Origin of the sequence: Corynebacterium sp. (assembly GCF_030532965.1) — a bacterium.
Classification (GTDB): domain Bacteria; phylum Actinomycetota; class Actinomycetes; order Mycobacteriales; family Mycobacteriaceae; genus Corynebacterium.
The window spans coordinates 12409-37175 of sequence record NZ_JAUNKC010000032.1; the positions used below are offsets into that span (position 1 = coordinate 12409).

General features: G+C 54.8%; 21 protein-coding genes and 1 riboswitch. Of the genes, 4 read left to right on the forward strand and 17 right to left on the reverse strand.

Features of this window, described 5'->3' with window-relative positions; translation table 11 throughout:
- Positions 1 to 92 precede the first annotated feature (92 nt).
- A complete protein-coding gene (locus Q4D85_RS12295) occupies positions 93 to 665 on the reverse strand; it encodes a nitroreductase family protein (RefSeq protein ID WP_303200801.1) in 573 nt (190 codons plus the stop codon).
- Between the two features lie 124 nt (positions 666 to 789).
- Here Q4D85_RS12295 and Q4D85_RS12300 point away from each other — a divergent pair, with 124 nt between their 5' ends.
- From Q4D85_RS12300 to Q4D85_RS12310, 3 genes are all read left to right on the forward strand, one after another.
- Positions 790 to 1371 (forward strand): DNA-3-methyladenine glycosylase, encoded by a 582-nt coding sequence (locus tag Q4D85_RS12300; protein WP_303200802.1) that lies wholly within the window; start codon positions 790 to 792, stop codon positions 1369 to 1371.
- A gap of 21 nt (positions 1372 to 1392) precedes the next feature.
- Positions 1393 to 2313: a triacylglycerol lipase gene (locus tag Q4D85_RS12305; RefSeq protein ID WP_303200804.1), complete on the forward strand. Its 921-nt coding sequence runs from the start codon at positions 1393 to 1395 to the stop codon at positions 2311 to 2313.
- Positions 2314 to 2514: 201 nt separating this feature from the next.
- Positions 2515 to 3930, forward strand: coding sequence for a dicarboxylate/amino acid:cation symporter (locus Q4D85_RS12310; protein ID WP_303200806.1), 1416 nt, complete (start codon positions 2515 to 2517; stop codon positions 3928 to 3930).
- A 101-nt stretch (positions 3931 to 4031) separates the two neighbouring features.
- Here the strand turns inward: Q4D85_RS12310 and Q4D85_RS12315 are convergent, their stop codons facing one another.
- The 6 genes from Q4D85_RS12315 to Q4D85_RS12340 all read right to left on the reverse strand — a co-directional run bounded on the left by Q4D85_RS12315 (position 4032) and on the right by Q4D85_RS12340 (position 13274).
- Entirely contained in the window at positions 4032 to 4619 is a 588-nt protein-coding gene (locus Q4D85_RS12315) for an META domain-containing protein (protein WP_303200807.1), read from the reverse strand.
- A 284-nt stretch (positions 4620 to 4903) separates the two neighbouring features.
- The gene (gene thiC, locus Q4D85_RS12320) at positions 4904 to 6625 is read right to left on the reverse strand and encodes a phosphomethylpyrimidine synthase ThiC (RefSeq protein WP_303200809.1); all 1722 of its coding nucleotides are present in this window, start codon (positions 6623 to 6625) and stop codon (positions 4904 to 4906) included.
- A riboswitch (TPP riboswitch) is annotated at positions 6617 to 6743 on the reverse strand. Its footprint overlaps the gene before it by 9 nt.
- 89 nt (positions 6744 to 6832) lie before the next feature.
- Positions 6833 to 9895, reverse strand: coding sequence for a VWA domain-containing protein (locus tag Q4D85_RS12325; protein ID WP_303200811.1), 3063 nt, complete (start codon positions 9893 to 9895; stop codon positions 6833 to 6835).
- A 7-nt stretch (positions 9896 to 9902) separates the two neighbouring features.
- Entirely contained in the window at positions 9903 to 10856 is a 954-nt protein-coding gene (locus tag Q4D85_RS12330) for an LPXTG cell wall anchor domain-containing protein (RefSeq protein WP_303200813.1), read from the reverse strand.
- Complete coding sequence (locus Q4D85_RS12335; protein WP_303200814.1) at positions 10751 to 11638, reverse strand: class C sortase; 888 nt, start codon at positions 11636 to 11638, stop codon at positions 10751 to 10753. Before Q4D85_RS12335 ends, Q4D85_RS12330 begins: the two co-directional genes overlap by 106 nt.
- 40 nt (positions 11639 to 11678) lie before the next feature.
- Positions 11679 to 13274: a SpaH/EbpB family LPXTG-anchored major pilin gene (locus Q4D85_RS12340; RefSeq protein WP_303200816.1), complete on the reverse strand. Its 1596-nt coding sequence runs from the start codon at positions 13272 to 13274 to the stop codon at positions 11679 to 11681.
- Between Q4D85_RS12340 and Q4D85_RS12345 the strand changes: the two genes are divergently transcribed.
- The gene (locus tag Q4D85_RS12345; RefSeq protein ID WP_303200817.1) at positions 13259 to 13441 is read left to right on the forward strand and encodes a hypothetical protein; all 183 of its coding nucleotides are present in this window, start codon (positions 13259 to 13261) and stop codon (positions 13439 to 13441) included. The genes Q4D85_RS12340 and Q4D85_RS12345 overlap by 16 nt on opposite strands.
- A gap of 943 nt (positions 13442 to 14384) precedes the next feature.
- Here Q4D85_RS12345 and Q4D85_RS12350 read toward each other — a convergent pair.
- The 10 genes from Q4D85_RS12350 to Q4D85_RS12395 all read right to left on the reverse strand — a co-directional run bounded on the left by Q4D85_RS12350 (position 14385) and on the right by Q4D85_RS12395 (position 24415).
- Complete coding sequence (locus Q4D85_RS12350) at positions 14385 to 15827, reverse strand: hypothetical protein (RefSeq protein ID WP_303200819.1); 1443 nt, start codon at positions 15825 to 15827, stop codon at positions 14385 to 14387.
- A gap of 39 nt (positions 15828 to 15866) precedes the next feature.
- On the reverse strand, positions 15867 to 17318 hold the full coding sequence (gene amn / locus Q4D85_RS12355; protein WP_303200822.1) for an AMP nucleosidase: 1452 nt from the start codon (positions 17316 to 17318) through the stop codon (positions 15867 to 15869).
- A gap of 99 nt (positions 17319 to 17417) precedes the next feature.
- Positions 17418 to 18398 carry a siderophore-interacting protein gene (locus tag Q4D85_RS12360; protein WP_303200823.1) on the reverse strand — a complete coding sequence of 327 codons (981 nt, stop codon included), beginning with the start codon at positions 18396 to 18398 and terminating at the stop codon, positions 17418 to 17420.
- A gap of 12 nt (positions 18399 to 18410) precedes the next feature.
- Positions 18411 to 19226 carry an ABC transporter ATP-binding protein gene (locus tag Q4D85_RS12365; protein ID WP_303200824.1) on the reverse strand — a complete coding sequence of 272 codons (816 nt, stop codon included), beginning with the start codon at positions 19224 to 19226 and terminating at the stop codon, positions 18411 to 18413.
- Complete coding sequence (locus tag Q4D85_RS12370) at positions 19223 to 20269, reverse strand: iron chelate uptake ABC transporter family permease subunit (protein WP_303200825.1); 1047 nt, start codon at positions 20267 to 20269, stop codon at positions 19223 to 19225. Before Q4D85_RS12370 ends, Q4D85_RS12365 begins: the two co-directional genes overlap by 4 nt.
- Complete coding sequence (locus tag Q4D85_RS12375; protein WP_303200826.1) at positions 20266 to 21201, reverse strand: iron ABC transporter permease; 936 nt, start codon at positions 21199 to 21201, stop codon at positions 20266 to 20268. Before Q4D85_RS12375 ends, Q4D85_RS12370 begins: the two co-directional genes overlap by 4 nt.
- A gap of 85 nt (positions 21202 to 21286) precedes the next feature.
- Positions 21287 to 22342: an iron-siderophore ABC transporter substrate-binding protein gene (locus Q4D85_RS12380; RefSeq protein ID WP_303200827.1), complete on the reverse strand. Its 1056-nt coding sequence runs from the start codon at positions 22340 to 22342 to the stop codon at positions 21287 to 21289.
- A 126-nt stretch (positions 22343 to 22468) separates the two neighbouring features.
- The gene (locus Q4D85_RS12385; RefSeq protein WP_303200828.1) at positions 22469 to 23125 is read right to left on the reverse strand and encodes a YceI family protein; all 657 of its coding nucleotides are present in this window, start codon (positions 23123 to 23125) and stop codon (positions 22469 to 22471) included.
- A gap of 42 nt (positions 23126 to 23167) precedes the next feature.
- A complete protein-coding gene (locus Q4D85_RS12390; protein ID WP_303200829.1) occupies positions 23168 to 24139 on the reverse strand; it encodes a Sir2 family NAD-dependent protein deacetylase in 972 nt (323 codons plus the stop codon).
- A gap of 9 nt (positions 24140 to 24148) precedes the next feature.
- Positions 24149 to 24415, reverse strand: coding sequence for a hypothetical protein (locus Q4D85_RS12395; RefSeq protein ID WP_303200831.1), 267 nt, complete (start codon positions 24413 to 24415; stop codon positions 24149 to 24151).
- Positions 24416 to 24767: the final 352 nt, after the last annotated feature.

Genomic DNA, 24767 nt, shown 5'->3' on the forward strand with positions numbered 1-24767 from the left:
CCTTTCAAAGACGGGGCGGTTATTTCAATTATGACCCAATGCCGCCCGCTTTACGACGCTTTAGCCGCCCTGACGCTTCAGCGCAGCCGTTTTTAGTAGCGGTCGTTGATGCGCCTGGAAGCGATCCGGCCCGGATGCGCCGGTTGCTCATTGCCATAGCCCATGGCGATAACCAGGGCGACGCCGTGCTCACCATCGTTCGGCAACCCGACTGCCTCAAGCACCTTAGCTTCGTCCCAACCGGTGGTCGGCGACGTTGCCAAGCCCTCACCTTGCGCAGCGATGAGTGCAAATGCCCCAACCAACATGGCGTCTTTCAACGCAGTTTCGCGCAGTTTTATGGCATCGAGCGACTCGAAGTACTTCACCACGCCTGCCCCGTAGTCTTCACCAAGAATATCGATGATGTCGGAAGGCATTCCGGTGCGTGCGACAACTACCAGAACAACTGGTGCATCCCGTAACTGCTTTTGGTTGGAAGCGGCGAATAATCCGTCCTTGACGGCCTGATCGCGCACCACGACCAGATCGGAACGCTGCAGGTTAAACGCGGTTGGCGCCTCTAGCGCAAGGGAAACGACGGTATCAACGACCTCGTCGCTGAGCTCTTGGTCCGTGTAGTTACGAATAGCGCGGCGGGTTTTAATTGCCTCGGAAACGTTCATGTCTTTACTCTTTCTCTCGTAGAAAAGTTGACCTTCACCAATGCTATATTGTTGAAGTGTCACCAATCTAGCGAACGCTCTCTCGGAAACGCAACTTCCCCAGTTTCGATTACAGTTGTCTTTAATGATCGACTTCGAACAACCAGCCAATATCGTTGCCCCGCAATTGCTGGGGGCCACCATTTCGCACGCTGGGGTCACCATCCGAATCACCGAAGTCGAAGCCTATTTAGGCACCTCCGACCCCGCCTCCCACACCTATCGCGGAATGACCAAACGCAACGTAGCCATGTTCGGCCCACCCGCCCGGCTCTATGTCTACCGGTCCTACGGAATCCATTTGGCGGGAAATATCGTGTGCGCACCGGAAGGCATCGGGCAAGCTTGCCTCCTACGGGCAGGAGAAGTCATCGACGGCATCCCGCTCGCGCTACAACGGCGCGGCCAAATGCCATTTCACCGGCTCGCCCAAGGCCCCGGCAATCTCGGCGCCGCCCTGGCTTTAAGCCTGGAGCTTAATAAAGAATCCATCTATGGCCCGCTGGTGCAGTTCACCGAACGCAGCGCTACACCGGAGATTGTCCGCGGACCCCGGATCGGCATCACGAAAAACACCGAGGCCGAATTTCGGTTCTGGATACCCAATCACGCCAGCGTCTCCGCCCGTAAAGGTTATCCGGCTCAGGCAGAACAGCACGGGAATTGAAATTCTGGTTTGCTGGATATTATGACACCAACACCCGCACAATCCCCCGCAACCAACCAGCAACCCGAAGAATCAGCAGGCGAAACCGGCTCCCCAACCCCCAAGCGTAAAAACTTACCGCTGGTGGCTCGGATACCCACCGCAAAAATCTTTGAAGACGACTGGCGTTCTCGCACCAGCCCGCAGCGCCCCTGCCCAGTCATCCTCATCCACGGCACCGGTGAAACCAAAGCCTGCTGGGCCGAATTAGGCACCGAATTACGGGAGCTTGGCTACGCGGTTTTCGCGCCAGATTTCGGAAATCGAAGCACCGATTCCGTCGCCGAATCCGCCGCACAAGTCGGCGCCTACATCGACGCGGTGTTAACCGTGACCGGCGCAAGAAAGGCGATACTGGTGGGCCATTCCCAAGGCGGAATATTAGCCCGGTACTGGATGCATTTTTTAGGCGGCAGCCAGAAAGTGCACCAACTCATTTGCCTCTCGGTACCCAATCACGGCACCCAGCCGGGCGGCTTCCTGCCCGACGCTGCACTCACCCCGCATGTGGAACGTCGCATTCACCAGCTCATCACCGCGTGGTTCGGTCCGTCTGGCTTTGAAATGCTCAGCGATTCACCGCTTATCGACGCCTTAAACGCCAATGGCGACACCATCCCCGGCATTCATTACAGCTGTATCTCCACCCGTTCCGATGCCATCATCACCCCGGTGGAATCCTGCTTCTTGGATGGTCGGCACTGCACCAATATCTATGTGCAAGACAGCGCTCGGCACGCCATCGTCATGCATGAAGATATGCCCTATAACAAGCACGTGCGGGCATTGGTAGTACGCGAAATAGAAAACTGCCCGCCACTTGATCCCGAAATACCCGAAGTGGAAGCCCCAGTGCCGTTTTCACTGCGCGCCAAGCGGGCACTTCGGGTACTGCGCGGCTAGCCACCTAGACTAAGCGGTCTACCTTTTTCGGAAACGGCGGCGCGGGTGCGTCGAAAAGCGATGTGCACTGCGTTTTTAGCAGGCATCGAATGAAAGAAAAACCAGGATAACCTACCCGGAGCCCCACCAACTTTACAAAGAATCGCAGACCGCTTAGTCTAAAGCTTCATTAGCAATAATTCTTGGTTAAGGAGAACATTCATGACTGATGAAGCAACCAAGTCGCGCGTTATACCCGCGTGGCTCCGTGGCTTTGGTGCCCAGATCACCCTAGGTTTGATCGTCGGCATCGTCCTCGGCTTGGTGGCCCGCAACCTCAACGCGGGGCTACCGGAAGAGGAAATGAGCTGGCTGAGCAGCGTTTTAGCCTGGCTCGGCGGCACCTATGTTCAATTATTAAAGATCATGATCGCGCCGCTTATCTTCGCGGCAGTGGTCACCTCAATCGCCAATCTGCGGAAAGTAGCCAACGCCGCGCGGCTGGCCATCCAAACCCTTATCTGGTTCGCCATCACCGCGTTCTTCTCGGTAACGTCCGCAATCGTTATCGGGCTGATTTTCAAGCCGGGAATTAACAGCAATATTGACGCAGCCACCGCTGCGGAACCAAGCAAAACTGGCTCCTGGCTCGGCTTTATCAATTCCGTCATCCCGAATAACATCCTCGGCCTGACCGCAAAGGTTCAGGACTCCGGAACCACCTTAGATTTCAACGCCCTGCAACTGATCGTGGTGTCGATGGCTATTGGCATCGCCGCCCTTAAAGCAGGCAAAGCCGCCGAACCATTCTTAAGCTTCACCGAATCCCTACTCAATGTCGTGCAAGTTGTACTGTGGTGGATCATTCGCCTGGCACCGATTGGCACCGCCGCCTTGCTCGGAAACGCGGTAGCCACCTACGGCTGGGACGCCTTGGGATCCCTGGCGCAATTCGTCTTCGTGATCTACCTCGGCCTCGCGGTGGTCATCTTCGGCATCTACCCGGCAGTACTGGCCTACCACCGCATTCCGGTTCTCGGATTCTTCAAGCGGGTATGGCCAATCACCTCCTTAGGTTTCGTCACCCGGTCATCCATGGGCACCATGCCGGTTAACCAGCGGGTTGCCGAAAAGTCAATGGGGGTTCCCCGGGCGTACGCCTCCTTCGCAATCCCGCTCGGCGCTACCACCAAGATGGACGGCTGCGCCGCGGTATTCCCCGCGATCGCGGCGATCTTCGTGGCGAATTTCTACAACGTGGAATTGAGCCTCACCCACTACGTTCTCATCATCTTGGTATCGGTGTTTGGTTCCGCAGCAACCGCAGGCACCACCGGCGCTACCGTCATGCTCACCCTGACGCTGTCCACTTTGGGGCTGCCGCTGGCTGGCGTGGGTCTGTTGCTGGCCACCGAGCCGATCATTGACATGGGCCGCACCGCCGTTAACGTTACTGGCCAGAACCTAATTTCGGTGATTGTAGCCAAGCGGGAAGGCCTGTTGAACCAGAAAGTATGGGATGCTGCCGAGCACGGACATTCCGCTTTCGACGAAGCAGTCAACGAAGATCCCATCGACGCAACCGACGAACCAGCTACCGAAACCCGGCCAGAGTCACCCACCGCAGTGACCAGCTAACTTAGTACAGAGTTCAACGCGACCAACGAAACCAGTGGGTGCCTACCGTAAGTTCGGTAGGCACCCACTGGTTGTATCTAGGATTTTCTTGTGCCTAAGCGCTAACGCTTAAACGCGGCAGCCTTGCCGTCCGGGCGCTTGAGATACATGATGCCGGAGCCATCCAGGTACACCATTGGCTTTGCAGCAAGGAACGAAACCAATTCGGCGTTACGCTTATCCTGGATCGGAGAACATGCTTTCTTAGTGGAGATTCCATACTTGGAAAGTCGCAGCACAGAATCTTCAAACCACACGAAGCCGAAACCAATATTGCAGCTGAAATAGCCGCTGAGCTGCTGAAGGTCGGCAGGAACATTGTCCCCGAACTCCTCAAGCTCGTTTTTGCTATTGACATAGCCATTTTCCATATCAGACACATAGCCACCGAATGAGATGGAGGTGTTCGTCGGCCGGGCGACCGAACGCCAGGTGCCGCTGCGCAATTCCTTTAGTTCGCTTGCGGTAGCAACATGAGCATCCGCTGGCACGTCCTGGGCCAGGCTTGCGCCTTCGTCATGCTGGTTCACCCATCGGGACGAGCCCTCCAGGCCGAGGGATTGGAGCTTCTCGGCACCAACGATCTGGCCGAAAAACTGGGCAACCAACGCGGAGATCGCCGCGAGGAAGGTGAATAGAGCTTTGAGCATGGTTTACCTTTCACGCCTTGTACTGAGGAAAGAATTTTAAATACCTCATAGAAAGTACCAATTTACTTAGTTTAATTCCATGCTTTTTAATGATTATCTTTAAAGATTCACCCCTGGGCACCCACGTTTACGCACGGCCACTCCTCCGTAATTAGCCAGCTATGCGGGGCTACTTCCGCCAGAAAGCCGCCCGCCACCCCCAGCGGCACCCACAAAGGGCCGCTCGGTTGCCAATGACCCAATAAATAAGAAATCTGAGAGACTACTGGGGTGGTAACGACGAATTACTTGATGCTGATCGGCACGTACACCGTGCTGCCAGACTGTGCGAATTCGTGGGATTTCTCCGCCATTCCGGCCTCGATGGCCTCCGCCGAGGTAAGACCATGCGCTTCCGCATAATCGCGGACGTCCTGGGAAATCCGCATGGAACAGAACTTCGGCCCACACATAGAACAGAAATGCGCCGTCTTCGCTGGCTCGGCGGGCAGCGTTTCGTCATGAAAATCGATAGCGGTTTCCGGGTCAAGAGCCAAGGCGAATTGATCGTGCCAACGAAATTCAAACCGAGCCTTGGAAAGCGCATCGTCGCGTTCCTGCGCCCTGGGGTGCCCCTTACCCAAATCCGCAGCATGAGCGGCAATTTTATAGGTGATAACTCCGGTTTTCACGTCGTCGCGGTTCGGCAGACCCAGATGCTCTTTCGGAGTGACGTAGCACAGCATCGCGGTGCCTGCTTGCCCAATAATCGCCGCACCAATCGCCGAGGTGATGTGGTCGTAGCCGGGGGCAATGTCGGTGGTCAGCGGACCGAGCGTGTAAAACGGAGCCTCGTTACAGTACTGCTCTTCCCACTCCACGTTGACCGCCACCTTGTGCATCGGGATATGTCCAGGACCTTCCACCATGACCTGCACCCCGTATTCGTGGGCGATGGCGGTTAGCTCACCCAAGGTGCGTAGTTCCGCCAATTGCGCCTCGTCATTGGCGTCGGCGATGGAGCCGGGGCGCAGGCCGTCGCCAAGCGAAAACGTCACGTCGTAGCGGGCGAAAATCTCGCACAACTGACGAAACCTCGTATACAGGAACGACTCTTGGTGTTCTTTCAAACACCAAGCTGCCATGATCGACCCGCCCCGCGACACAATGCCGGTGACTCGATTGGCGGCAAGCGGAATATACCGCAGCAGCACCCCGGCATGCACCGTCATATAATCAACGCCCTGCTCGCACTGTTCAATGACGGTGTCGCGGTAAATCTCCCAAGTAAGTTGTGCCGGGTCTCCCTTTACTTTCTCTAACGCCTGGTAAATGGGGACAGTGCCGACCGGTACCGGAGAATTGCGCAAAATCCATTCCCGGGTTTCGTGGATATTCGGCCCGGTGGACAAGTCCATGATGGTATCCGCACCCCACCGAATCGCCCACACCATTTTCTCTACTTCCTCGGCGATTGAGGAGGTCACGGCCGAGTTTCCGATATTGGCATTAACTTTGACCGCAAATTTCTTACCAATAATCATCGGCTCAAGCTCGGGGTGCTTGTGGTTGGCACAGATCACCGCCCGACCGGCGGCGACTTCTTCGCGCACCTCTTCCGGGCTAAACCCTTCCCGATGCGCGATATAGGTCATTTCCGGGGTGATGATCCCGGCGCGTGCCCACGCAAGTTGGGTGCGCACCTTGGTTTCAGGTTGCTGTGCGGATGCCGACACCGCTGGCAATTGCTCCCACTGGCTGCGCTGTTTGCTCAATCCTGCTTCAAGATCCAGGTGCAGGTCGGTTTCGGTGTAGATTCCGGAGGTGTCATACACCTCGAAGGTTTCGCCGGTTGTCAGTTCGATGGCACGTGCGGGTACCCGCATGGTGGTCGTGCTGTTGTCGGTATTGGTGTGGGTGATGGTGGTGTAGGTTTTGTGGCTGCGGTAGATGGGGCCAGTGGTTAATTCCCCTGGTTGCGGAGCCGCATTGCGGTTATTTTTGGCAGCACTGATACGCGTGTTCACGTTTTTCCTTCCTTCGCCGGCATTATCCGGACAGGTTCAGGCGGTCGATCCCAGGCCCTGGGTTCCTCTCAGCGCAGGGTTCCATGATTGTTGTAACTGCGCTCCCGCGGCAATATGCGATTGTTTTCCGGTTATAGCTTAACCCCTGTGCCGGAGTTTTGGACGCTTTTTAAACCGCCCGCCCGTCAACTCCGGCACCATCAGATTCTATATCCTGCGGTTTCGTAGGGCGATAACCACGGCGCTGCTGAATAACACAGCGGCTAGTAGGGCCCACGTGTGGACCCCAACGCCACCGGTGAGCGGTAGGTCGCCTTGCTGAATGTCGTTGATGTAAAAGACCACGTTGTGCTTAGGTTTCCCTTTGCCGTGGTGCACATCGACGCCGGGAGTATCGGCGGAATTGAGGATGATGCCCCGCGGCCACGAACCGGGTCGAGGCTGAATCTTAAATAACACGGGTGCTGGTAGTAGGTGGTAGCCGTTGGGGGCGCGCCGCTCTACCAGGTAGTAGGTTCCGGCAAGAATTTCATTCGGCAGTGCAAGGAATCCGTCCTGGCCGGGCACCGGGTTGAAATCATGCAGTTTATCGCCGATCCGGAAGCCACTGCCTTGCGGCTCGGCTTCGAACAATTCAAAGTGCGCGCCAGCTACTTTGTGGTTGCGGGCCGGATTGGCGCTGTCTAACCCGAATTTTTGGACAGCCACGGAGATAAACAGCGGCTTTTTGATGTTCTCTACTTCGCAAATGACCGGGCCCGTGGCTGCCGTCCCCGCTTCTGCTGTGGTGGAAACCGTGACGCTAAAGGCGTTTGGCTTATAGGCTCGGGAGTTTTTCGGCTCTCGAACAGCACCGACTTTTAGCTCCGCACCGTTTCTCGTGCAGCGGGCAAATTTCGGTGAACCGTCTTGGTTGGTTCCAAATTTCTTCAAGGTCACATCCGGTTGGGCACCGAGGTCTTCGGTAATGGTGATGTCGCCACCCGCCGCCCCGGTGCTGCGGTATTCGAATACCGCTTCGCCTTCCAGGTTGGTCATCGCGGATTCATTCACCAGCCGTAGTTTCGCGGACGCGTCAATGCGTGCATTGAAATTCCAACCCGCAACTTTCTCACCGCCGGAATAGTTAACGTTTTCCGTGCTGGACGTGTATTCCTGCAGGGTTTTCTTGACGATCACTTTGTTGTGGCAATCCTTAAGAACCCGTTGGACTAACGCATCACCAATCGACGCGAAGTCTTTAATCACGTGGTAGTCGGCGTCGCGGTTGCTGCCGGAAATGTATTGCAGCATATCGACGTCAGTCGTCCATCCCGCGATAGCCTCGTCGTAGGCTCGGTAGACGTTATCGGCGCTGCTTTCATACACATCCACGACGTCTTCTGGTTGTGGAGTTCCAGGTTTCGCGCCCCAAAAACCCCGGTTTTTCTCCGGGATTCCCCATGCGTCGCGAGCCTGTCCCCACCGGGCACGTGGATAGTAGTACTCCCAGTAATCGCCGTCTTGCTGGTAGGCGGCTTCGTCTCGCAACACACCGATCCGTTTACCTTCCAAGCCCACCGATACGGCCTCGACACGGGTGCCTTGTTTTTTGAGTGTATTGGCAATGGCAACCGCACGATTGATGTCGCTGACGTGGGTGACGAAACCGGCATCGCCGCGCTGCTCGAATAAAAATCGCCAGTTTGAGCGGTTGGGGTCTCGTTTATTCAACCAGTGCGCGGGCGCTTCCGCCCATTGGTTTTCCCAGCCGATGTAATTGGTGGGATGACCGTCGGTCACAAAATAAACGATATCGAGCTTCTGGTTAAGCGCATTCGACAAACCCGCCTCCCAGTTGGTGCCGCCAGCTTGGTTATCGATCGCCAACGCAGAAACGGCGTCGATAAGCTTGGTTACATTAGCCGGATCGTGCAAACTCAGCGGGTTGCTCCACGTTCTACCCGCGGTGTCGCTTCGCTGTGCCGGGGAATAGGACGCAAAGTTATAGATCCCAAGTTCCGTGGCGGTACCGCTAAGCCCGTTAATGATGTTGATTCCGGCTTCCTTGAATTTAGCCAAACCCTCATCACCGATAGAAGCAGATAAGTCGAAAACCACTCCCACCCGTTGCCCACACCGACGCAGCTCAGGAGGGTTCGGCGCAATGGCGGCATTCAGGAAATCCGCAGTCGAGTCCGTCCAATCCTGGTCCACGAGGTCGCACACCCGCACCCCTAACGTTGGTTTCACAACGCGAGGTATATCGTCATCATCAATATCATCTCGGAAAATGAAACCCACTTTGATGGTTGTTCCCGGAAGCAGGCTGCGGGAGGACGGAAACGAAATAGTAACTTGGCTTCCGTTGTATTGCAGTTGATAATCCCGATTATGTTTCAAAAGCGCATTATCAAGGTGAATAACCGGCTGGTAGAAAACATCGCTGTGTTGTTGCGATCTAAACCCGAAGAAAATTGCGTCGCTACGCAACCTGGAACCGGCAGTTCTCTCCACAACATAGGTGGCTTCGTACCCTAAATAGTTATCGATCCGCTTCCGCGTCCACGAAATACTGCCTATATTCCACCGGCACTGGCCTGTGTGCTGCTCAACCTCATCGACGAAATCCTCCTGCTTCTTGTCAATATCGGCGGTGTAAGTCACCTCGCCCGCCACCGTTACAGAAGGGGTCACCCCAGCCAGCGACGCCACCGCAGGGTCGGTGTACTGCATCCGGATATGCGCATCGGCAGCCACGTGTATTGGCGGATCGAACTCGACCGAAAGTTTCTCGCCAACAACAGCCGCATAGCCATCGGCAAAGCCGGAATCTTCCGTCAGCCCCAGGAGTCGGTACGTCGGACGGGCGTCCGGGGTGTCAGTCACCAGCCACACCCGTAGCTGCCGAAGATCGGTGAATACCTGGTCTAGCGCAGGAAACTCCACGCTGATATTGTCAACATCCCCACGCAGATTCGCCCGGGTGCGAAGATCCCAAGTGTGTTGGCGCGTCCTGCTAATGGCATGGTCAGTCGCCTTCAGCTGCGCCGATTGCGCGCTACCAGCACCCGGATCGTCGAAAAGCTCCGGCTCCTCAACCTCCATTGGTTGCTGCTTTGAGCCCGTTGGCTCAGCCGGACTGCTAGATTTCGCAACCGCCGACGAAGGCCGATCCGGTTCCATTACCTGCGGTTGAGGTTGCCCCGCCGCAATAGGAGACATTCCGGCGCACACCACAACCGTCACTAACGCCGCAACACATGTTCGTACCCTATCTCTGAATGGCATGTGCAAGCTACCTCCGGTCCTTCGGGTTAGTGCGATTACGAGTGAAAACGATGAATGCCCCCAACGCAGCAATCAATAAACCAATAACGATGACGGCAATTGAGTTCGCACCAGTACGCGCCAAAGAATTCTTTGGGGAAAAACCAGAACCCACATGCTCCTGTGTGCCCGTAGGGTTCTCACCCAACGGGCCCGGAAACGCCACCGACGACGGTGCCGCTGAAGCCGCAGGCTTGGCATACACTTCCACAGCTTCATTCCACAGACATTCCTCACCGATGGTTGGCAAAATAACCAACTGCGGTTCAATATCCACTATTCGACGCTTGGGCTGCGGGTGCGCATCGTTGGCTTCGTCGTAGGTAGCGTCGCCCGCAGCTTGCACGTCAGCATGTGTCGGTGAATCCACCGACAAGAGATACAGTCCAGGCACCAATCCAGTGCTGTGCGCAACCCCGTCGGCATTCGTTACCACCGAGATCGTTTCCGCGAAGGCGCTGCTTGGACCAGACAGCGCCGTCGTCACGCTGTAATTGGCATGCAACTTTTCACTATCAGTTAAAGTCGCATCCGAAAACCGCTGAATCTTCACCGTATAGCCATCGAGCTGTCGGGGATTCCCCTGCGCCTGGGCATCATACGGGTTCTCTTTCGGCAAATGAACCGTCAGATCAATCGCCTCCGGCAGCGTTGCAGTACTGGGCTGATTAGCACAATCAAGGCGCGCCGGGCCGGTAACGATATTGGTAGCCTGCACAAACGGCGCGATGCTGGTTTGGAAGATGGCGATAACCACGACGCAGATTATGGAAATCCCGATCGTCAGCACCGTCGACCGGGTGCATAGCCGCCAGTTCATGATTGCGCCCCGTCCGCTACCCGGCGCGACCGGCGAACCATGACCACGATCCAGCTCATCAGTAAAGCGGCGGCACACACCGCACCGAAGGCAAAGAGCCACATCCACCATTGGACATTCATGCCCGTGCTGGTAAAGGCATGCTGGTCGGCTTCATCCATTGGCACTTGGTGCGCGGTAACCAGCAACCGGTGGCTGTTAACTCCGTAAGGAGTGCAGGTAATGAGGGTGAGTAAATCCTTGCCCTCTTGTTTATGGAGCGAATCCGTTTGGTCTGGCAGGACCACCTGCATATCGTGGATTTCATACTTGAGCCGTTGGCCACCAACCGCCATGTAAATGGCGTCGCCGGTTTTGACGTCGGCAAGGTTATCGAACAAGGTCGCCACCGACAGGCCGGTGTGACCCGTAAGGACGCTATGGGTTGATTCGCCGCCGACTGGCAGGTCGGAGCCGAATAGGTGCCCTACCCCTTTATGCAGCACTTCTTCGGTGGTGCCGTGGAAGACTGGGAGGTCAATATTCACGCTGGGAATTACTAGGCGAGCCATCACATCAAAGGCATCAAGTTGATGGAGGTATTCCTGGTAATCAGTGTTATCTGGGGTAATGCGTGCCAACCACGGGTCGAGGATCGGTCCAGTGGCACGGTTGTGATTGTAGTCCCGTGCCGCTTCCACCATTTCATTGAGCACAATCGGTTCTTCGCTGCGCTCAAGCTGGGAATATTCCTCGGCAACATGTAATTGCTTGTAGTTATTCCATTGGGTGGCCACAACCGGGTACGCCAAAACGGCGATGCCCACGATAACAATGAGTGCTGGCAACACTATTCGTCGAAAAGCGCTTGGCTGAGCTTTCGGGGCGTTAGTTATCGTGTGCATCGGTTATGGCTTCCTTAGATTTTTGTGTTTCGTATCGGCACTAGCCCGATACGGTGTTGCGGCGGGCGAACCAGGCGCCGACGCCAATGATCGCTACGCCTAACAGGCCTAGCAGGGTTACACCTGCACCACCGGTAAGCGGCAGGTTAGGGGTGGTTTTCAGCAGGTTGGGAACTTTGAGATCCTGGGTCATTTTCGCCCGAACCTGCTCCGCCTTGAGGTCGAACTGGATCGGCTGCGGCGACAGTTCGTACTTGGAATTAGCCTTGGTTTCTACCAAGCAATACTTCTTAGCGGCATTGGGAACCTGCGCACCGTTTTCGAAGTCGGTGACGTGCAGGCCTTGAATCTCCACCTCACCGTTTTGGCCTTGGGTGGTCCAACTGGTCTTGCCGCCGACAGTCAGCTTGTTGCCGTCAAGCACTGGTGCCGTAGCGGTGCCGGTGCAGCGATAGAGCTCAAAGGTGGTGTCTGGAATCTTGACGTTTTCCTTGCCCGCCTCATGCTTGATTACCTTGACGTTGCCGTACAAGCTGGTCACTTTGTCGGTTTTGGTGCCAAATGGTGGCTGGGTGGGGTTATTAACACCATTGCCGCCGTTAGGAACGGTGCCGAAACCGCCACCGGAGCCATTGTCGATGTACACCACTGCTTCGTTTTCCACCACTGGGGTACGAGTCGCATTCACCGTGGCTTTGATGGTTGCCGCAACCTTCGCCTGGCCAGGGTTGGCCCGGTAAGCTTCGGTGAGCTTGGTCAAACCGGTTGGCTCAAAATTGATTCGGACCACGCGCTGGCCGTTTTGCCACCCTGCAGTACCTGCGGCTGGCGTGTACTGTGCATTAACATCTACCCGGTAGTCAGTCCCCTTGAGCAGTTGCTTGTCTACGCCTTCGATTGCCACGGTGACGTCATCGGCGATGACTGTCATTTGGGTTTCGTCAATGTCGTCCCACATGAGCAGAGACTGGTAGCCGCCACCGGTTGCCGTTGGCAGATCCGGTAGGACGTTCGAAACTTTATAGGTGAGTTTCTGGCCTGCGTAAACATTGGCATCCATGACCTCTTTAACTGGCTTTGGCTGCCGCTGGCTCTTCGGATAGACGTGGAGATTGTAGTTCCACGAATTGTTATTGGTTGGATTGGTCATAGGCAGCATGACCAGGAACGGCTGGGCGCGGTGAACATCGGCTGGCGCATTGGTTTCGGTGACCAGATACAGACCAAGCCGTAAATTCTGGAAGGTGGCTTCGCCTGTCGTCCCAGTGATTTGGGTGACTTTTTGGTTCTGGGTGGCTACAGCCTGGTCAATGGCAGTTTTATCTTTGGGGTACCGCAGCTTCGCCGCTTCGGTGAACTGTGCTGCATTGGTGATTGGTTTGACCAACGCGACTTCGAAGGTAACTCCTGGCAGCGCTTTGCCGGATGGGCGGTTGTTAACCAGACCATTATCCTGCGTTTGACCAGCTACGCCTTCGCGTTTGTGAATGGTCAAGGTGTTGTCTGTCTTGGAGAAGTTAATAACTCCAGGCTTGACTTGGGTAGCGGTCGCCATTGGGGCGAAAACTGGGCCGACCGCGATGGAACCGGTAGACAATGCAAGTGCCAGTATGGCTGAGTGTGCTACAGTCCGCATTTTCCTGGACGTGCGCATGCGAAGTATCCTTCCTGCCGTTGTATGTTGATCGACGCCCCTACCCGGAGATAGCAGGCTATATGCTCATAAGCTGCATGTTTGCCGCCGATGAGAGCGATGCGCTAGCGGTTGGTTCCCGTCCTGTGGCGGCTGCATCGCCACCATGAGGTCACGGGTAGGTTGCGCGGATTTTGATGGCGTGACCATTGGGATTGCCATCGCCATGTTCCGCTGGTTAACCGTGGGGCACATGACTAACTAAAAACTATCCCCAGTTAAATCAGGTTTCAAAAAGATTGAACTGAAAAAACTTAAGCAACAACTCATTTTTAAAACAGCTTTTTCTTTAGATAGATATATGTTGCTGGTATTTTCACCCCCTAAAAAAGGTGGCCCGTCAACAAAACTGCTACCCCGCACTGTTAAAGCTCCCTAAAAACACCTCTTTTAGTGCGAAAACCCGGTTATACCTGAAAAATTTCGTTTTATTAATTGGGACATAATCCACCACCACAACCAGAAAAAACACCAGCTAAACCCAATCCCCCATCGCATCCACAAGTGGATTACCCCCGTCGTAAATTTTGCATTTTTTCAGCAAAAGGTGTAAGGAAATTCCAAGCTCGAAAAATTACCCCATTTCAGGGGTAATTGACCGGCCGTCAACGCCACCAAGAATGATCGTCGCTTCAAGGTTTTTCGCCATAAACCTCACGGGAGATTCAAGAAGAAAATTCAACAAGTAGCACCAATAAAACCTGCCACATCCAATAATAATCCCACCACAACAGGATTTTATTCATGCAAATGTTTGCGTACCACAACTGAAGTAAGCATAGATTGATCGTTATTTTTACGAACCACCCATCGGATAGACGGTCATGCAATCTTTAACAAATTCCGATTAGCAGACGCCCGGCGGCAGGGCCAAACCAATCAGCCCGATGGAGCCGTGGCGCAGTGTAGCAATTTCGACATAAGTGACCCAGGTAACAGATTGGGGGTATTTTTAGCGAAATTACTACAGGGGGTGATTATTAGTAGACGAAAGTATATTTTCTACTCTTAAGCTTAAGCTCAATTAAGAAGAGGCCGAGCAAAGCCCCGACTCTACTGATAACTCACGAACCACGGCTGCGGATCAATCTGCGTTGTTTGCGCAGGATCGAACATCGGGGTGTCTTCGTCGATAAAGTTCTTCCAGGCCAAGAAAATCTCAGGTTGTAGCCCCTCACGCAGCGTATTCCAGGTATCGAACTTCTGCCCTGGGGTGCCATGCCCATCGGCGTGGAGCACGAACGCCAATTCTGGGTGGTCAAGGTTCAGGTTCTCTCGCCCCTCAATCATTCCCACCTGGAACTGGTGCAGGATCAAAATCTTCTGCGGCACGTTCTTATCCCGCACTAATTGCGCCAGCCACTCAGACACCTCGTCGAGCTCCGCACTTGTGGTGTTTCCCACCCGCGCCAGTGGCCGCTCGTCAGGTTTAATTTTCCATTCCGGATCGAGCGCCAATCCCACGTGAGGCAGTTCCAGAAGTTCCTGGTAGCGCTTAGCCTGATCCAAGAAGCTAGCGTGGCCCGGCTGCAAATCTAGAATGGCGAAACCTCCCGCAGCACCAATCGCATCAACATACGGCCGCAATTCCTCAATCGTGGACTCGTTAGAATAATCGCCGTCATCACCCGCCGCACTGGACGCTACCGTAGCAATAATTTCAAAGGCAGGAACATAGTCATTGTCGTCCTCTGGGTCCGCCTCTTTATACTGCCGCACCAAATCCGTCACCCGGTGTACCGCCTGTTCCGGGTTTTGCTCGCCCATCGCGCCTAAGGCAGGTCCACTTGGATGCCCGTACAACGCAACCATCCTTCGACCCGGGAACACCACGCCAGTTTCCCCGCCAGGAACCGGACCCGCCTTCGCTAGGGATAATTGCGTTTCCAGATCGGAGTTATCCCCGAAATCACTGCCCGCCGCGATGATCCTGATGTTCTTCGGCTTCGCCACCTGCTTCATCACCGTGGAACTAGCCCGCACGTCCGAGATGGGCAGCAACTCAATTCGGACACCATGAGCCATCGCTGTTACAACATTTGCCAACGACGTGTCTTTACCTAACAGCACCACAGTGTCTTCATTGGTGGGTTTGTATCCGTGTAACAGATTTAAGGGTGTGACCGCTTCTTCGGTGGGATTCTCCAGGACAACATCGTCGAGCTTCTCCGTGGGAATGACCTTGAACTCTTTTTCCAGCTCTTCCGCTTGGGCGGCGTCGCCGGACGTCGTGATTAATCCTGCCTTGAGCTGGACCGCTTTCCGCAGATATTCCTCACGGCGAATGTCGTCCTTATCAACCACAACCGTTTCGACGGTGTCCGCACCGGATAATTGCTTGGCCAAACCGCGCCCCGTGTCGTCGTCGACAAGCGAAGGCGGCGTTACCTCCTGTTTCGCCGCTGCAACATTGTCGGCCGTGCCTGCTGTATCCCCCTCTCGGGCGGCACCGCAGGCGGCCAGCCCGAGGGCGAGGCCGATCGACGTTACACACATCCAAAGCTTCCGTGTCCCAAAACCCATAATTGCATTATCCTATCTAAACGGTACTTCTGCCACGGTACGGCGCAATTTCCTCGTCCGCAATCGTTCCGGCGTTTCTGCGAGATGTTCCACAGCCCGAACCGCACACATCACATGCGCTTCCTTGGAATTGGAATAGAACGTCTGGGCTGCCGCGGGCAGTTTCGGAACCGCATGTAACGGCAGGTCAGATACGCTCAGCAAGGTTCCATACGGTATCCGGTATCGGTAACCATTGCCCGCCAATGTCGCCGATTCCATGTCGCAACCCACCGCGGTGGAACCACGCAACCACTCCCACAACGCTTTGGGAGTATGCCATTCCCAGTTACGGTCATCAGTAGAAATGACGGTGCCGGTACGCATCAGTGATAAGTCCGACCCATAAATTTCCGTCACGCTTGCCTCTAATGCGCGTTGCACCTCCGGCACTGCCGGGATCGGCAAATTGATCGGAATATGGCCATCAAGCAGGTGATCGCTGCGCTGATACGCATTACCCAGGATCAAATCCCCCATTCGCATGCGACCGTCCAACCCGGCGCAGTGGCCGATCATCACCCAAGCCTCCGGGCGCAACACCGCCAAACAATCGGTTATCGTCTTGGCATTCGACGGCCCGACACCGATATTTATCATGGTGATCCCGTAGTTTCCTGCCGCCACCAAGTCGAAACGGGGCATTTGATACTTAGCCGCCCCGACCAGCTGATCGACATGAACCGTGTCCACAGTCTCCGCCGTGATCTCGGTGCCATTAGCTAACACCAAAGCGCGATACCGGGACTGGGGGTTACGCAATTCCGCCAAACCAAACCGCAAGAATTCCCTGGTGTGCATGTCGTAGTTGGTAAATAGAATGAACTTTTGCACGGTTTCCACTGGGATCCCCGTGTAGTGTTCGATCCGCGCGCAGGCTATGTCGAAGCGTTGCGGGGTGAAGTGAAAAAGCGGCTTTTCATCCTGGTGGAAAGCCTCCCAATCACCGTCAATGATGGCGTCGTCGACGTCATCGAGACTCGGTCGGGGAATCTCCGGGGAACGCCGGGCACCGGTCAATTGGGTGGCGGTTGTTGCCAATCCATCGATGTATTCCGGCGGGATTCGAATCCCAGAATCGGAGACAAAGATGGTGCAATCGTAGTTTTTGTTGAGTCGTTCTAACTGCTCCATCAGGTACGCCGATAACAGCGCCGGTTTGGAAATCACCGCCGAATATAAGCCCGCATCGTCGACGTAACCGAAGGGTTCGGTGCGATCCACCGGGTGCCACGAGTTAACCCGCACCGTGAGTTTTGGATAGGTGACGTCAGCATATTCGGAAAAGTCACCGTTGGATATTCCGGTTTCTAGCACCCGGCGCGCAGTCTCGACCGCCGCTGCGTAGTGGTTTTCGAGCTTTTCGACGGCCTGCGCTGGCGTTAGCCCAGTGCGCAAGGTATCAGTGGCGTGCGGTGCATTCATATAGTAGCGAACTCCTCTGACCGGGGTCTTGACCGTTAATTAAAAAGTGTACTGGTTATCAACCCAATCGGCAGGTAGCGCAACTCCAACAACGGGTGGTTAGCCCATAGCCCGTCCAATTTTCCAGTAGCCCATGAAGGCAACCGCATGACGCGGAATGTGGAAGTCGCGCACCAGTTTCCGCCGAATTTTCGTCACCACCCCGCTTTCGCCCGCGATCCAGAAATAGTGGTGTATAGGGGAATGCGCCCCAGCTGTAATGTCGTCTCCTGCAGCGGAATAGGTTGGGGTCTCCCAGACCAGCTCCGGCGAACCGCTAATCGTGGTGGGTTGTGGATTTTCGATGATTGGGGGCGTGTTCAATGTGTGGATTCCCAAGTCATCCATGTATGCACAGATCGCCTGTATGAGTTGCTCGCCGTGGTGGGGCTGGTGTTCTCGGTGAAACCACTGGAGAGAAAAACCTGGTGGACACTGCAATGGTAAAAAGTCCGCATGTTGTGGAACTTCCATAAACACCATCCCTGTCACTTCGGGGATCATGTTGTCATTGTTATTCAGGTCTTCCAGAATGCGGCCGATGGCTGGCACCGCAGTTTCATCTCCTACTAGCACGATATGTGAGGCGGTCGCAGGTTGAAATTCGATGCCGGGTCGTTGCTCGCCGGGTCTACCAGGATCAAGGGTGGCCTTTGGCCCAACGATAACCACCGAATCGCCGAATTGTGCAGCTTCCGCCCAGGCGCTGGCTGGCCCTTCCGCACCAGGGCGTGAATGCAGGACGAAATCAATCGCGATTTCGATACCGGTGACACCATTGCGAATTTCACGGATTGAATAGGATCGCATTGGAGGTTGGAGCGTTGCCGGTAGTTCTTGCCATTGGTGATACCACGGATCGATGGGGTTGAACTCTGGGAGTTCACCATGCGCATTGGGAAAGAGCAGTTTGACCCGACGGTCAAAAATCGGTTCGGTGGTATCAACATTGGCTAATTCTGGGCCGCTAAAGTAGATCCGCACGAAATTAGGGCTAAGTCGGATGATGTTCGAAACCTGTGCCCGCATTGGTTGGTACATATGCTGACTGCCTTACTGGTGATGTCGGCTTTTAGGGGTGACCAACGGGGTATCCGAAATCGGATCATCGATAACCACACAATCGATACCAAATACCTCATGCATGGTATCGGCGGTTATGACTGTTTTCGGCGGGCCAGCAGCTACTATCGCTCCCGATTTCATGGCTATCAGGTGGTCGGAATATCGCGCCGCGAGATTCATATCGTGCAACACCATGACGATGGTGGTGCGACTTCGAGAATTGAGGTCAATCAGCAAGTCCAGAATTTCCAATTGATTCGCTATGTCGAGGTAGGTGGTGGGTTCGTCGAGAAGCAGAATGTCTGTTTCCTGCGCCAATGCCATCGCAACCCACACGCGTTGCCGCTGCCCACCAGATAATTCGTCGACCGGTCGGTGAGCCAATTCTTTCGTTCTGGTAGCGGCCAATGCGTCAGCGACGACTTCGTAGTCGCGGTTATCCCATCGACCTAGCAATCCCTGGTAGGGGTATCTTCCCCGTCCTACTAAGTCGCTGACGATGATCCCTTCCGGTACCACCGGCGACTGCGGCATTAAACCCAAGATTTGCGCTAGTTGTTTACGCGGGTATTCTTCCAGCCGCCGCGTATCCAACGTTACGTGCCCCGACGTTGGGGTCAATAGTCGAGATAGAGCGCGAAGCAACGTGGATTTCCCACAACCATTTGGTCCGATAATGGAGGTTATTTTTCCCGATGGGATGGTAATTGATAACCCATCTACTATGGTGGCTCCGCCATAGTCTAGGGTGAGATTATCTGCGGCGAGTTCCCGTAGATTGTCCTCAGGTGCAGCAGAGGTCATAATGTTGATCCTTTAGCTCCAGATTGTGCGATAAGCAGGTACACCAGAAATGGTGCCCCCAGAATTCCAGTGATAACCCCCACTGGATATCGAACCCCCAGTAGGTATTGGCCGATAAAATCCGAAATCAGCACCAAAATAGCCCCAACCAACCCAGATACCAGTAAGGTCGCCGGACCGGGACGGCTGATTCGCATCGCTATCGGCCCGGACATAAACGCAACGAAGGAAACTGGACCAGAACTTGCGGTGGCGATAGCAACCAAAAAGACCGCTGCGATTACCACTTTCAAGCGGGTTGCCGCTACTGAAATGCCCAAGGCAGCAGCTGAATCGTCGCCAAGCAACAGCAAATACAGGCGATGTGATTGCACAACCAAAAACGGAACAACGACAGAACAGCTGATAACTACGGGTACAGTCCGTTCCCAGGTTGCACCATTGAGGGAACCGCTTAGCCACCTGCTGGCGGTGGCTAAATCCCAGACGGCAGCTTGAGACAGGACGAAGGAAACCACACTCATCAACATCGCAGAAATGCCGATGCCGATGAGGATTAGTCGCGTCCCCGCAAAACCGCCAGCTGCGGTGGCTGACAGTAAATAGATGGCAAGTGCGGTCACTAACGCACCCACTAATGCCGCAAGTGATACCGCCGTCTGCCCCCAGCCTAGGAGCACGATTGCAATCACACCCACCGCGCTCGCCCCGGAGGAAATCCCGATAATATCTGGTGACGCTAATTGATTGCGTAAAAGCGATTGAAAGCTGTACCCGGCAGTTCCGAAACTAAACCCCACGGCAACCGCCAAGCTGGCGCGGGGCAATCGTATTTCGCCCACCGCGTAACTTGCGCCTGGAATATTCTCGCCAATGATGACCCCGATCACCTGCATAAAACTGTAGTTTCGGGTTCCTACCATGAGAAATACGAAGAACCCACCGACGATCACTACCAAGAGCAGGATGGCTGTGCGGAGAAACTGCCTTCGACGACGGCTACGCGCGTGCATTAATTCATTGATGAATCCTTTGTCCGTCATGATCCCTGCGTCCTATATCGTCGCACAATCCAAATGAATAATGGTGCTCCCATAAGTGGAAGAAGAATACCTACTGAAATCTCACTTGGCTTCGCAATAACCCGCCCAAGGGTGTCTGCTGATACTAGTAAAACGGCACCACACATCGCGGAATAAGGCAGCAGCCAACGGTGATCCGTCCCCACCAGCAGTCGGCATAAATGCGGAACGATCAGTCCCACAAAACCAATCGGTCCTGCCAGTGCGGTAGCAACGCCGCAAACGATCACTGCCCCTAGCGAGGCAATTAACCGCGCCCGGACAACATGAATCCCCAATGCGGCGGCGATATCATCACCTAGTGCGAGCGAGTTCATTCGAGTGGCACACCCGAGGCATATAAAAACACCTACCAGAAACACCGGCGTACCAACGGCGATGTCTGTCCAATTGGCACCTCCCACACTTCCGATCTGCCAGAAACGAAATTGATCCATGACGTCACTTCGTGGCAGCAATACCGCACTGACCATCGCCGATAATGCCGCAGTTGTGGCTGCCCCGGCTAACGCCAGTTTCAGCGGGGTGGCCCCGCCGTATCCGATGGAGCCAACGCTATAGACAAACACGGCAGCGACTGCCGACCCGATTATCGCCACCACTATTGTGGGAAGCTGTCCCGATAAATCGAAAAAAGCAATACCGGAGGCGACAAAGAAAGCGGCTCCAGCCAAAACGCCGAAAATGCCGGGATCGGCCAGGGGGTTTCTGGTCACGGCCTGCATCGTAACTCCCGATAATGCAAGTCCACCCCCAATCAGTGCTGCTAGCACTGTGCGTGGGATTCGCACCGAAACGGCTGCTTCACTGGCGGTGGCATTGCTCCCACCAAGGGCATGAACAATGTCGACAAGATTTACATCGCGCACACCAAACGCAACTGATGCCGCCATTGCTATTACCAAGCTGACCGATAGTACAACTAACCAGGTGAGTTTGGTAAATAGATGGCGCGAATCGGGTAGGTCAACGATCTGATTAAAGTGCGGCTTCAAGGGTATCGAAGTACTTGTTCAGTCCCCATGGAATACCCAGCGGGGACGGATTAGCGGCGGATGCCAATGGGCCTTCGCCCAGGAAGGCGACGTGACCGTTTGCAATCGCCGGAATCTTTCCAAGAAGTGGGTCTTCCTGCAGTTTCTTCAGTGTTGCTTCGTTTTCGGCGGGATCATTGCTGCCGTAGGAAATAAGCAAATCTACGTCTTCAAATTGTTCGGGATTTTCTGCCGATACTTCGATCCAGAATTTATCGGCGTCTTTGGATTTTTCTTCCACGATCTTCGGTACGCCCAGACCAGCGTCTTTCAGAAAACCCGCGCGTGGATCACCAGTGGAATAGAACCCAACCTTGGAAAAATCGTCCTGAGATCCGAAAGACGTAAATAAAACGTTTTTGTCCGCTAGTTGTGGGTGTGCCGCCAGAGCATCGGCGACTTGTTTGTCTAAATCTGTGGATAAATCAGCTGCCTGAGATGTTAATCCCAATGCTTTCGCGTTCATGGAAATCATATCGTCGAGCGATGTGGTCCACGGTAATTCAGGATAGGCAACGGTAGGGGCGATTTTACTGAGCTGCTTGTAATCCTCTTCCGTAATCCCAGAATAAGAAGCCAGAATGACATCAGGTTCAGTCGCAGCAATTTCTTCAAACGGAATGGCGTCGGTTTCGTCGAAAAGCACTGGGGTTTCAGCGCCAAGTTCCGCTAATTTCTCTTCCACCCACGGCAAAACGCCGTTATTATCGTCATCGCCCCAGGTCGTCTTGGACATACCAACAGGTACCACGCCTAACGCCAAGGGAACCTCGTGATTACCCCACGCGACGGTAGCTACTCGTTCTGGTTTGGATTCAATAACAGTTTCGCCGAAAACGTGGCTAATGGTCACTGGTTCAAAATCGGCGGTTGCTGCAGATTTTGTTGCAGAGCTTTGCGACTGAGACGAACCAGAATCAGCACATCCTGCCAATGTAAGCGATAATGCTGCAGCTAGCGCTGCTGCTGCACGAAATATCACGGTACGGTGCGGGCGCACATTCCCTCCTAAAGTTGTAGATAATTAGAATGACCACTGAGGCCAACTTAGACTAACCTAACATCAGGACGGTTGCATGTGTTTAACCCCACCCAGTCTTGTGTTATTACCCACATTTTTCCGGGGTTATTTGCTCAGATTCAAGAAAAATCCGATGTCGACTGCGGAATCCGGCCCCACCGCACCCAATTGCGGTGTCGCTATGCCGAAGTCCAACCATTGCACCGGTACCGTGCCCGACACCACTAAACCACTTCCGCCGTGAACGACATTCGCCTTGGCGGTCACCGGCTGGGTATGCTCCGCGATGGTAAGTTCGCCGGGAACGTCGATGGAACCAGCCCCCTGGGAAACGTCGACAGGCATAGTCGCGACGAACGTTGCGGTGGGATAGAGCTGGGTATCGATAGCTTTGTGTCGGAAATAGTCGTCACGGTGGCCTGCGCCGGTGGTTATGCTCGCCAGGTCCACCTCGATCGCGGCATTAGCCATGATGTCTTCGGCTACCGTTACCGTTCCGATTACCTGTTGCGTCCGTCTAAAAATATCGCCGGTGGGGTTTTCGGGTATGTCCCGGACTCGATAACCAGCGAAGGAACCGGTGCTGACCACCCATTCGCCATTGACGTCGCTGGGGGACGATTGCGAGGTAGCGCTGGCGCTGGTGCTGGTTGATAGCGGCAGTGGCGGTGTCATGCGGTCCGCGTAGATCTTTGGCCCAATAATGGCTGCGCCTATGGCTATCCCAGTGATAGCTACGAGCCCAATCCGCCGCCTATACATCTATGACTTTCCTTAACGTGTAAATTTTTGCTTGTCGACGTCCTACGGTTGCCGTTGCAGCAACGTTTCCGAAATCGCTGCGCACGCAGGCCTTAATAGGCTACGCCAAACAATATCCATTCGGTTATCGGCCCTGCTTGGGCCAGCGTTAACAATACTGACGGGTTTTCGAAGTTTTTTAGCATCGATCACCACTCGCATGCCGCTCATCACCGCCAATGAGGAACCCAAAACGAGCACCGAGGTGGCGTCGACAAGCAAATCCCGAAGTCGGTCTTTTCGTTCCTTCGGCACCGACTCCCCGAAGTAGACCACGTCTGGCTTCATTACTATCGAACCGCACCTGGCGCACGGGGCGCAGCGGAACCGGGCAATATCCGTCGCCGCCAACGCGACGTCACCGTCGGGGTTGATATCGGCGGGGTCGATGGCGACCGATTCCAGGAAACCAGCATTCATCGCCGCCATCCGGGCATCGAATGCGTTGCGATCCTCCCGCAATCCGCAATCAAGACACACCACGGTGGCTAAATCCCCATGCAGCGCAAGAACATTTTTACTCCCCGCCAATTGATGCAAGCCGTCGACGTTTTGGGTGACAACCCCCGTGACCAGTCCCGCACGCTCCCATTCCGCAACATAGCCGTGCACGGCATTAGGTTGCGCACGATCTATATGGCGCCACCCCACGAACGATCGCGCCCAGTACCGCCGCAACGCCTGCGGATCGAAACGGAATTCCTGATACGTCATCGGCCGGTGCCGCTTCAAGGAACCGTGGGCACCCCGGTAGTCCGGAATTCCTGAGTCCGTGGACACCCCCGCGCCGGTGACAACCAACACCCCGCCCAAACGCAATTGCTTGACGACGGCCGCCAACGCCTCCTCCGGCGGGGTCGGGGTAACAGTTTCGGTAACCACTCGACCGATCGATCGCAACGCGGACTCGTGGGCGAGTTTGTGGATGGGGTCGATAAACTGATTGGTTAGTGGGGGTTCCGGGAATTGCGTCACAATTAAATCTTATTGGCTAAAGCCCACAATAAAGTACAGCCACCCGAAGAAGACTGGCGATAAGCCTGCCACCATGCCAAACCACATGGCGTTAATGCTGCGGCCCCAGTAGCCCAAAGCAGCCGCGACCACCCCAAGCGGAAACGTAATCGCAACAAACCCCGCAATCGTGCCGGGCATCAGGTCGGTGAATAGAAACGGAACCAGAAACGCGAAAATGGAAACCGCAAGGGAGGCGAACAGGAAAAATTGAGCTGGTCTGGTTCGCCCCGCCATCGTAGCCACCTCCCACACAACGATGAGACCTTTGGCACCAGCCTACTAAAACACCCCAAGGTGCATTGGGCGCAATGCCTTAAACATGCTGAGCGTGTTTGTAGTATCCGGTTGGGATGCATGGTCTTTAGACCAAAAGATAAAAGAACCATTTGTCAATGTTTAGGGAGATAAAACCCTGCACCATAACCAACAACAGCAGCAAGACCTCCGCTTAAGCTCCTGATCGAACTAACCGACATTCATAGGATCGACTCCCTTTTCCCGATCGCTAACAACGCCCAATACTTGGAAACATATTGAGGTTTTCTCACCAGGAAAATGCGTATGAAATGTTGACCTGTGGTTTTGG